The following is a 9,563-nucleotide window of genomic DNA, read 5'->3' on the forward strand; positions in this document are numbered from 1 at the left end:
GTCCTAAGCATCTTCCCACTTGAAGTCAAGGCGTCTTTGATAATGTCGCAAAGATTTTCGCTGGACTTGTAGTCGGCTAAGATATTTTTTATCTCTTCGTGGACCTCAAAAACCATGTCATCTATTAACTTTTCCCTAGTCAAAACACCACTTATTTTCACATTCATTTTTAGATGAGTCCTCTCTTTTCAGATATGATTTCTGAAGTATGTTTAACCTTGATATCAAGGCCTTCAGCCTCTAGACCACCTCTGATTTGCATCATACAACCAGGACAATCTACAGCCACAACATCTGCTCCAGACTTTTTAATATTTTCGATTTTATTCTTTAAGATTTTTGATGAAATATCTGGATACAATACATTGTAAGATCCGGCGAAACCACAGCAGTTGTCGCTATCTTCCATTTCAACAAATTCTACACCTTCAGTCGCTTTTAGAAGGTCTCTTGGTTCTTCAAATACACCCAAAGTTCTCTTTAAGTGGCAAGAATCATGGTAGGTTACCTTTACATTTTTGCCATCGCCATGGTTTTCGTGAGTATCTTTTTCGTGGAAGAGCTTGCAGAAGTCAACGCACTTGCTACCTAATTCCACAGCCCTCTTGTGCATCTCTGTTCCTTCCTCAAAGAAATCCTTGTAAGATTGGAGTTGGTGGGTACATGATGGACAAGCAAGGAGGATGTAATCGTATTTTTCAGCATCCATAGCCTTTATATTAATCTCAGCTTCCTTGGTTGCATTTTCTATATCACCCATGTTGCTAGCAGGACAACCACAGCAAGCTTGACCCATTGGGAATTCAACCTTATAACCAATTGAGTTCATGTTTTTAATCAAGGATTTAGCTGTATCTACATAAACAAAGTCTAAGAGACATCCTGCAAATAGGGCAACTGTACCCTTTTGGTTTTCAACTTTTTGGTCGATTTCATCGAAGATATCCCTTAATGGAACCTTAGCAATTGATGGAAGAACCTTGCCACCTGTCAAGCCTGATGCAAAGTCAGGAAGGTGTCTAATCATGGTGCCACCCTTAGTAAATGGCTCTTGGGCAATAGATGCAATCCTTAATAGAGAATGGAAAAGTTTCCTATCTGTAACTGCATCTAGAGCAAATTTCTTAACTGGGTTTGGGTTTTTCTTTACATTTTCTTCCCTAATGCCCATAATCATTTGGGCTATTGGTAGACCACCACCACAAACCTCATTACACCTACCACATTGGAGGCAGACACTTTCGATTTCGCTTGCCCTATTTTCATCAATTAAGAAGTGGGTTAGGAGGGTACCAATACCACCTGTATAAACATTTGATCCGTAAACGTGGCCACCAACTAAGGCAAAGGCTGGACAAACATCTAGACAAGCACCACACCTAATGCAGTTAAAGATTTGTCTGTATTCTTCTTCTGCGAGAATTTCTCTCCTGCCTGGGTCATCTAGGATTAGGCAATAAAATCCCTTATCTTCTTTGGTATCATTTTCCTTATCTGTGACAACTTCGCAAGCGCCAGTGTATAGAGATAGGTAAGATGTAATTCTTTGAGCAGTACCATTACGTGGAAGAGCCTTGAAGATCCACCTAGCATCTGAGATAGATTTTACGAATTTTTCTATACCAAATATGTAGAGGTGGTCTTTTGGCAAGGTACCTACCATCCTACCATTACCTTCATTGGTCATTGTGAAAACTGTACCAGTTTCAGCAACAGCAACGTTAGCACCAGATACGCCTAGGTCTGCATGGGTAAATTTATCCCTCATAACCTTTCTTGCTGTCCTAACTTCTTCAGAAATAACTGGTGCGTGTTCTGTCTTTGTGTAGTCTGAGAATAAGTCTGCTACCTGCTCCTTATTTAAGTGAAGAGCAGGCATTACCATATGTACTGGAGTATTTTCTTCTAGGGAAATAATAAATTCACCTAAGTCAGTTTCTTGGCACTCTACCCCATTGTCCTTGAGAATCTTATTAAAATGGATTTCTTCAGAACACATTGATTTTGATTTAACAGCTGTTTTTATGTCTTTTTCTTTGATGAAGTTTTTAACCCATTCAGCTGCTTCTTCCTTGCTTTTAACTACGATTACATGGCCACCTCTGGCTTCGCAATTTTTCTTAAATTCAGCTATCATTTCATCAACATGGTCAGCTGCATAAGATTTTACTTTTTTAATAGCTTGTTGGGTTTGTTCGAAATCAACACCCTTGTAAGAATTCAACCTTCTTTGTGGATAGGTTTTACAAAAATTACCAAGGGTCCTGCCTAAAGTCGCGTTATCGAGCGCATCCTTTATCTCATCTTTTAAACTTATAGTATCAACCATTTTTATCTCCTTATTAGCTTCAGATTATAAGTCTGTTACAATAATAATACTCATCTGTAAAGGACCGTGAACGCCCACAGTACCAACACATTCAATATCTGCTGTCCTTGAAGGACCTGTAATAAATCCCACATATTTAGGAAAAGGTTTTAATTCTGCTAGGACATCAAACATATCATCATATGTTTTTACAATTGTTGACCCCTTGACTATTCCAATGTAATAATCAGGCATAATCGCCATAAGTCTTGTATCTACATTATCACTGGCTTGGATTACTGAACCAAGCTCTGCTATACCATATTGAACTTCTGTAATCCCACCCTTATCGGTTTCGCTATTTAACCTAATATGGTCTGTATGTACTGTGATACCATTAGCTTTTAGGCAATCGCTTAAGCCTATTTCCTTAGCTAAGTCTGTTTCAAGCATACAAGTAGAAGCAATTGCATTGTCCTTATAAATTTTAGCTACTGTCTCAGCTAAATCATTTTTACTAACCTTATAGCAAGTGCCGTTGACACTTTCAAGGTTTTGGGCGAAAGTATCAAATAATTCCATTTTTCCTTCCATATATTTATGACCTCTCATTTTCATATTTAATCATAATCCAACACAATTCTTAATTTCTTATCTTCTAAGGAATAGGAACTTACCTTCCTTGAAGATACCGTATCTGGCAACTTAAATCTTCTCTTGAAATTTAGGTAAGATATTTCTAAATCCTCACCTATCTTTTCTACCTTAACCTCATCTCCTTTCGCATAATCAAGGTTTATAAGTATAACCTTGCTCGCCTTTTCTTCTATCAATTCAAAGGACTTTTTATCTAGGAAAATATCTTCAAGATATTGGTCCGCAAAATATTCATCATGAAGTTTATTTAAGGCCCCTAAGCCAATAACCTCATAATCTTTTAGGCTCAATTTCACGACTTTTTCATCCTCAAAAAAGTCATCTATAGCCCTTATATTAGCCGCCTCTTCATCTAACAACTTATCATAAGATGAATTTCTCATGGCCTGTGGATAAATCATATTTATAAAAACACAATCAGTTAAAAAACCGTACATATTTGTAAGGCTAGATGATCTAAAAGTTTCATTTGCCACAACCTTATTAGCCTTAGTTACAAACCTGATTGTAGTTTGGCTAGGGTCTTGCAAGATTTTTTCTAATTCATATAATTTTTTTGATAAACTTATAAATTCATCAAAAACTATGTCTTTTGGTTTTTTAACTTCTGTTTTCTTTTCAATAAAACTACCGAAAAGTCTGTTAAATCTCTTAACCACCGGTACTAAAGAATCTGCCAAATTGTTGAATTTTTCTCCTGTCGATAGGAGGGAAATGGTTTCCCCGCTTGGTCCACAATCTACAACTAGGACTTCAAAGTCCCCGCTCATATAGATTTCCAAAATTTTTAAAAGAGAAAACACATCATCTAAACCGGGCAATAACAACAATTCATCTAACTGGATATCTTCCATGGCATTTTCTTTTACCAAGTTTCTTATGTAAGCATTTAGGTTGCCCCAAGCCTTCTTGCTCTCCTTGATTGCATTTATTTCGAGAGCATACAAATTTTCGCAAACTTGTCGGGGCATATCATCCAATTTTATATCTAAAACATCGCTCAAACTGTGGGCTAGATCGCTACTAATAACCAAGGTCTTGTGTCTTTTTGAAATATTTATAGCTGTAAGGGCGGAAATTGTAGTCTTACCTACACCTCCCTTGCCAGTGTTTATAATAATTCTCATAGAGCTAGCTCCTATTGGTCCTGATTTTCTAAGTAGATTAAAAGTTTATCATCCTGGATAAAATACTTGGAAATTTCAGAATTTACACAAACATTTGGCAGGCTTACTATCCTTTTTATATCCTTAAGCCTGATATTTATGTCAGAGCCTTTTTTATAAACTTCTACATCATCTACTTCGCCTATATTCATTGTTAAAATATAACCATTTGCCATCTTTTCGTAGTAATAGCCTTCTTCAAAAGCCTTTATATGTAAGAGCGAATCCTTAAAATCAAGTCTATCGGCAAAGTCTTCTAAATCTTTAAGACTTTTTAAGTCCTTAGCCTCTAGTCCAATCTTATAAATCGGGAGGTTATAAAAGCAAGCTTCTATCTCCTCAAGTCTCTTATTTTGGATTTGGATGCGTTTTTTGATAAAATCTACGTTTTCATCCGCAAACAACCTATTTACAAAATACCCATCCACATTGTAATCAAAAAGACTTAGGTAGGCAAAATCCCTCTTGCTTTCCTCTATAACCATCTTTTCAGCCAGCCCAACCAACCTAATTGTGGAAATAGTCTTATCTTTCAAAAGATTTTCCAACTTTTTTAACCTTTGATAAGTGATTTCTAACTTATCCAAGGCCTCCTTGTCTGGCAAGTTAATCTGATACTTATACTTAGAAATAGGTCTTAAAGTCCTAATAATTCCCTTTCCTACCCCAAAAAATTTTTCCAGATACCAAGTAAGCATCTCAGGGATTTTTAGGTAGGCAAAGGTAGATGCCGAAGCAGGACAATCCACAACTATATTTTCAAAGTCGTAATTTTCATATATATCAAGGATTTTAAGCAGGGAAAGGATATTCACCACAAAGGGCATATCATAGCTAGAATTGTAGGAGATTTTTGAAAAATCAACCTTCCTAAACTCGTTAGCTAGGCTTGCCTTTATACTTGGAAATTCTTCTTCTAAAATCTTTGAACTATCAAATTCAATTGCAGTTAGACTATCTCTGACCTTTCTTAAGGTATTTCCTATTTTTAAAGAAAAAATATCAGATAAACTATGGGCCGAATCAATACTGATCAAGATAGTTTCTATATTTTTCTTGGCGGAAAGAAGGGCTGTAGAGCTGGCAAGAGTTGACTTGCCAACCCCACCCTTTCCTGTGTACATAAAAATTTTTTTAGTCATCTAATATTAAACCTATTAAATATTAGAAAAATAAAATTATAAATAATGGCATCAAGATAACAGTGCAAATACCAGCTACTGCTATAGATAGACCACTCATAGCTCCTTCAACTTCACCCATTTCGATAGCTTTAGATGTACCCATAGCGTGGCTAGATGTACCAATACCAATACCTTGGGCAACAGGGTCTTTTACTCTCATAACCTTCATAACAGTTGGAGCAACAATGGCACCTACAGTTCCCCTTAGGATAACGGTAATAGCTGTGATAGCCGCATAAGTTTTGATAGTTACTTCGTCAGCACCAAACTTAGCTACATATTCTTCTGTCAAAGACTTGGCAATAGGTGTAGTAACTGATTGTGGCATCATAGAAATAGTCAAATCTCTTTCAAAGCCAAAAGTTTTTGATAAAAGATAGGCTGAAAGGATAGCCACAAAGGAACCAACTAAAACGCCGATTAGGATTGGAATGAGGTTAGCCTTTAGTTTTTCAATATTTCTATAAAGACTAACTACTAGGGCAACAGTAATTGGGGCAATCAAAAAGGAAATGTACTTGCCACCCTTGTTGAAGTTTTCATAAGAAATTCCAGTTAATTTTAGGAAAGCTATACAGAAAACAATAGCAAGTAGAAGTGGGTTTAGAAAGGCAATCTTAGTCTTTTTGTTGATTACCATTCCTATCCTAAACATAACTATACTTAGGATAATCCCGAAAAAATCATTATCTGCTAGGTATGTATTTAAAAAATCACTCATTTTATTTCCTCACTTTTTGTACTAATTCAACAACTTTCGCTGTAACAGCCATGGTTATTATGCAAGAAATGGTCATTACTATAAGAATCTTTACAGCATTATCCTTGATCACATCAAATTGTACCATTAAGGCAACTCCAAGTGGTGTGAAGGTGAAAGCAAGGATAGATGTTAGAAAATCGGATGTTTGCCCAATATCGTCTACCTTTAAAAACTTGCAGCAAAGGGCTATAAATAAGAAAATCATACCAAAAACTGGTTCTGGAATTGGTAGGCCTGTTAGTTTCTTAGCAATAAAACCCAACAATAAGAAAAAAAGTATATAACAAAATTCTTTTAAATATTTCATAAAATCTCCTAATTTTTTTATAAATAAAGTCCAGTATCATCTTTTACCTTTTAAATACTAAGCCTACATCCTAACCACCCCTTTGCCTTATATTTAATATAACTTGAACCTATAAATGATGAATACAAAAAATAAGATTTTAGAGTAAAACAAAATTTATATGTAGAGATTAAATTATCATTTTGTTTTACTTAGAAAAACTTATAATCTGTTGACTCATCATTTTTTTCATTATATCATAATTTTTGATTTATGAAAAGGTTTTTTGATATTCCTAGTAAAACGCTATAATTTAGGGAATTTAGTCAGAAAAACGTGTTTTTTTAAAAGACTCCAAATACTTTCAAATTTTCTGGCCTATCCTAGGGAGAAAAAAATTTATAAAATAAAAAAATTTTTTCAAAAAAAATCCTTGCTGGCCCTCGTCAAAACTTAGCAAAAATTTTATATGAAAGGTCAAAAGAAATAAAAATAAGAACTAATTTTCAAAAATTTTCCAAGAAAAAAAGACTAGATGACTAGTCTTCTGTCTTCTAATTTTCGCGTAGGCTGTAAATAGCATTGGCAATGGCCATGGACATGGCTTCTGCGGCAAGTGCTCCAACTAGGTTTATATTTGCCTCAATTTTATTTGTCGCTAGGGCAAAAATTGTATCACCGTCAAAGAGGGTGTGGACTGGGTTGATGGACCTAGCATAGCCATCGTGGGCCATGCCGGCAATCTTTGTAAGCTCAGTTTTTGTAAAAGTTCCATTGGTAGCGACAGCCCCAATTGTAGTGTTAGATGGCTTTATATCAGCAAATGAGCCAAGGATTTGGTCAATAAAATCCATAGTCTTAAGCATTTTCCCGTCCTTGGTTGGCCCTGCGATTTGGATTCCCTTGTGATAGTCAAAAATATCTCCAAAGGCATTTACGGCAACAATGGCTGAGACTACCAAATCACCTTTTTTTATAGAAGCCTGGCCCAAACCCGATTTCATCAAGGAATCATGGCCCAAGGCCTTACCAACAGTCGCCCCTGTGCCTGCACCCACGATTCCCATATTTTTATCAGTGTAGGTCGCAGAATCAAAGGCTTTTTGGGTCATCTTTTCATCTGGCCTTGCCTTGGGATTTTTGTAAGCGAGGTCAAATAAGACTGCCTGGGAAATGATTGGCACAACCGCAACTCCCACATCAAAGCCTATCCCCTCTTTTTCGAGGATTTTCATAAGATGGCTTGCTGCTTCAAGTCCGTAGGCAGACCCACCAGATAAAATGATAGAGGAAACTTCAGAAACTTGGTTTAGGGGGTTTAAAAGGTCGGTCTCACGAGTGCCCGGCGCCCCTCCCCTCACGTCTACTCCTGCAGTGTTGCCCGGGTCTGGGAGGATGAGAGTAAGGCCTGTTCCGCCTTCAAAATCCTGGGCGTGGCCCACTTTTATATTGCCAACATCAGTAAAATATCCACTATACATTAGATATCCTCATTTCTGTAAGTATCCATCATAGATCCGAAAACATCAGACGAAGATGGTGGAGTGTAGGAAATAGCGTTGGCTCCTGCCTGAATAGTTTCCAAGATAGATTTACCGTCCTTGCCACCAGTAGCAATTATTGGGAAATCTCCCCCAATATCTGCCCTAATGTGGGCTACAAGATCAGCTGTATATTTGCCACCAGAAACATTTAAAATCTCAGCTCCCGCCTTGATTTTCTCCCTATAATCATCCTTCAAAGATGAAACGGTAGCTATGACCGGAATGTCAACAAACCTTGAAATCTCCCTAATGTCTTCGTGGGGAATTGGCCCATTTACCACAACCCCATAGGCACCTGCAAGCTCTGCATAATAGGCGACAAACCTCGCCCTAGGCCCTTGGGTAGTCCCACCACCAACTCCAATAAAACATGGTACTGAAGCTATGGAAATAATAGCCTCAGTGATGGAATTTAGGGGTGTGTATGGGTAAACTGCCATGATTGAATCAGCATTTGAATTTCTAATTATGGCAAGGTCGGTAGTGAAAAGCAAGGATTTTATCCTCTTATCAAAAATTTTTATACCGCTTGCCTTGTAAATTTCTTCCGGCACAGAAATGAATGATTTTCTGAGCTTGGAATGAACTTGAGGCACATTTTTCTTTTCTGTCATCTAATCCCTCTCAAATAAATCTCTGGTGTAAAGCTTATTTTTTACATCTTTTAGGTCGTCTTCGACCCTGTTTGCTATTATCAAATCAGCTTTCTTAAAGTCTTCTAAATCTCGAATTAATTTCATACCCTCAAAGTCATCGCCATCTAGGTTTGGTTCGTAAATTACAATATTTGCTCCCTTTGCTTTGAGATTATTTATTACATCAAAGATGGCAGACTTCCTAAAATTATCCGAACCCTTTTTCATAACCAACCTGTAAACCCCGATAGTTTTCGGATTTTTAGCCAGTATATCCTCTGAAACAAAGTCTTTTCTCACTTCATTTGAATCAATGATTGATTTGAAAAGGGCTGACGGAATATTTTCGAAGTTGGCATATAATTGCTTAGAATCTTTTGGCAAACAATAGCCACCGTAGCCAAAAGATGGGTTGTTGTAGTGGTTTCCTATCCTTGGGTCGGCAGAAACGCCCTGTATTATGGACTTAGAATCAAGACCCTTTCCTAGGGCGAAATTGTCAAGTTCGTTGAAAAATGCTACTCTCATGGCAAGGTAGGTATTGGCAAAAAGCTTTACTGCCTCAGCCTCAGACCTACCCATCAAAATCACATCTGGATCATTTAAGGCTTCCTTTTTATAAAGGTCAGCGATTTTTTCCCCGATTTGAGACTTATCTGACACAATTATCCTAGAAGGATTTAGGGAATCATAAAGGGCCCTGCCCTCTCTTAGAAATTCTGGGGAGAAAATTATATTATCGCAGGCAAATTCCCTATTTTTCCCCTCAGTATAGCCAATTGGAATAGTTGATTTAATGAGGATTGGCAGGTCTTTTCTCCTATCCTTAATCATTTTTATGGCATCGTCCAAAAATGATGTGTCAAAAAACCCCTCTACCTCATCGTAGTTGGTTGGAAGGGCGAGAATGACAAGGGCAGCGTCCATTAAGTCCTAAACGGCCTTTGTTTTTGCGGCAAAGGCCAAATCCCTACGTGCCAAATAATAAATTTTGGAATAGTCCCGTAAAGGTGATTTTTT

General features: G+C 37.1%; 9 protein-coding genes. All 9 read right to left on the minus strand.

Going from position 1 to position 9,563, the window contains the following annotated elements; genetic code table 11:
• Positions 1 to 169: 169 nt before the first annotated feature.
• On the minus strand, positions 170 to 2,329 hold the full coding sequence (gene ldhH, locus RQ907_RS06040; RefSeq protein WP_311492480.1) for an L-lactate dehydrogenase (quinone) large subunit LdhH: 2,160 nt from the start codon (positions 2,327 to 2,329) through the stop codon (positions 170 to 172).
• Between the two features lie 24 nt (positions 2,330 to 2,353).
• Entirely contained in the window at positions 2,354 to 2,890 is a 537-nt protein-coding gene (locus RQ907_RS06045; protein ID WP_231549530.1) for a lactate utilization protein C, read from the minus strand.
• Positions 2,891 to 2,928: 38 nt separating this feature from the next.
• Complete coding sequence (locus RQ907_RS06050; protein ID WP_311492481.1) at positions 2,929 to 4,092, minus strand: TRC40/GET3/ArsA family transport-energizing ATPase; 1,164 nt, start codon at positions 4,090 to 4,092, stop codon at positions 2,929 to 2,931.
• 11 nt (positions 4,093 to 4,103) lie between these two features.
• Positions 4,104 to 5,273, minus strand: coding sequence for a TRC40/GET3/ArsA family transport-energizing ATPase (locus RQ907_RS06055; protein WP_311492482.1), 1,170 nt, complete (start codon positions 5,271 to 5,273; stop codon positions 4,104 to 4,106).
• A 22-nt stretch (positions 5,274 to 5,295) separates the two neighbouring features.
• Positions 5,296 to 6,036 carry an LrgB family protein gene (locus RQ907_RS06060; protein ID WP_311492483.1) on the minus strand — a complete coding sequence of 247 codons (741 nt, stop codon included), beginning with the start codon at positions 6,034 to 6,036 and terminating at the stop codon, positions 5,296 to 5,298.
• A 1-nt stretch (position 6,037) separates the two neighbouring features.
• Positions 6,038 to 6,385 (minus strand): CidA/LrgA family protein, encoded by a 348-nt coding sequence (locus RQ907_RS06065; RefSeq protein WP_311492484.1) that lies wholly within the window; start codon positions 6,383 to 6,385, stop codon positions 6,038 to 6,040.
• 533 nt (positions 6,386 to 6,918) lie between these two features.
• The gene (locus tag RQ907_RS06070; RefSeq protein ID WP_311492485.1) at positions 6,919 to 7,845 is read right to left on the minus strand and encodes a P1 family peptidase; all 927 of its coding nucleotides are present in this window, start codon (positions 7,843 to 7,845) and stop codon (positions 6,919 to 6,921) included.
• Positions 7,845 to 8,522 carry a hydrolase gene (locus RQ907_RS06075; protein ID WP_311492486.1) on the minus strand — a complete coding sequence of 226 codons (678 nt, stop codon included), beginning with the start codon at positions 8,520 to 8,522 and terminating at the stop codon, positions 7,845 to 7,847. Before RQ907_RS06075 ends, RQ907_RS06070 begins: the two co-directional genes overlap by 1 nt.
• Entirely contained in the window at positions 8,523 to 9,470 is a 948-nt protein-coding gene (locus RQ907_RS06080; protein ID WP_311492487.1) for a nucleotide sugar dehydrogenase, read from the minus strand.
• Positions 9,471 to 9,563 lie beyond the last annotated feature (93 nt).

The sequence above is a fragment of the uncultured Anaerococcus sp. genome, from assembly GCF_963510575.1.
Lineage (GTDB): Bacteria > Bacillota > Clostridia > Tissierellales > Peptoniphilaceae > Anaerococcus.

What these genes read in the sequence shown, in the direction of transcription:
- ldhH (WP_311492480.1), bottom strand. Translation starts at nt 2,329, where the DNA reads ATGGTTGATACTATAAGTTTAAAAGATGAGATAAAGGATGCGCTCGAT.
- RQ907_RS06045 (WP_231549530.1), bottom strand. Translation starts at nt 2,890, where the DNA reads ATGGAATTATTTGATACTTTCGCCCAAAACCTTGAAAGTGTCAACGGC.
- RQ907_RS06050 (WP_311492481.1), bottom strand. Translation starts at nt 4,092, where the DNA reads ATGAGAATTATTATAAACACTGGCAAGGGAGGTGTAGGTAAGACTACA.
- RQ907_RS06055 (WP_311492482.1), bottom strand. Translation starts at nt 5,273, where the DNA reads ATGACTAAAAAAATTTTTATGTACACAGGAAAGGGTGGGGTTGGCAAG.
- RQ907_RS06060 (WP_311492483.1), bottom strand. Translation starts at nt 6,036, where the DNA reads ATGAGTGATTTTTTAAATACATACCTAGCAGATAATGATTTTTTCGGG.
- RQ907_RS06065 (WP_311492484.1), bottom strand. Translation starts at nt 6,385, where the DNA reads ATGAAATATTTAAAAGAATTTTGTTATATACTTTTTTTCTTATTGTTG.
- RQ907_RS06070 (WP_311492485.1), bottom strand. Translation starts at nt 7,845, where the DNA reads ATGTATAGTGGATATTTTACTGATGTTGGCAATATAAAAGTGGGCCAC.
- RQ907_RS06075 (WP_311492486.1), bottom strand. Translation starts at nt 8,522, where the DNA reads ATGACAGAAAAGAAAAATGTGCCTCAAGTTCATTCCAAGCTCAGAAAA.
- RQ907_RS06080 (WP_311492487.1), bottom strand. Translation starts at nt 9,470, where the DNA reads ATGGACGCTGCCCTTGTCATTCTCGCCCTTCCAACCAACTACGATGAG.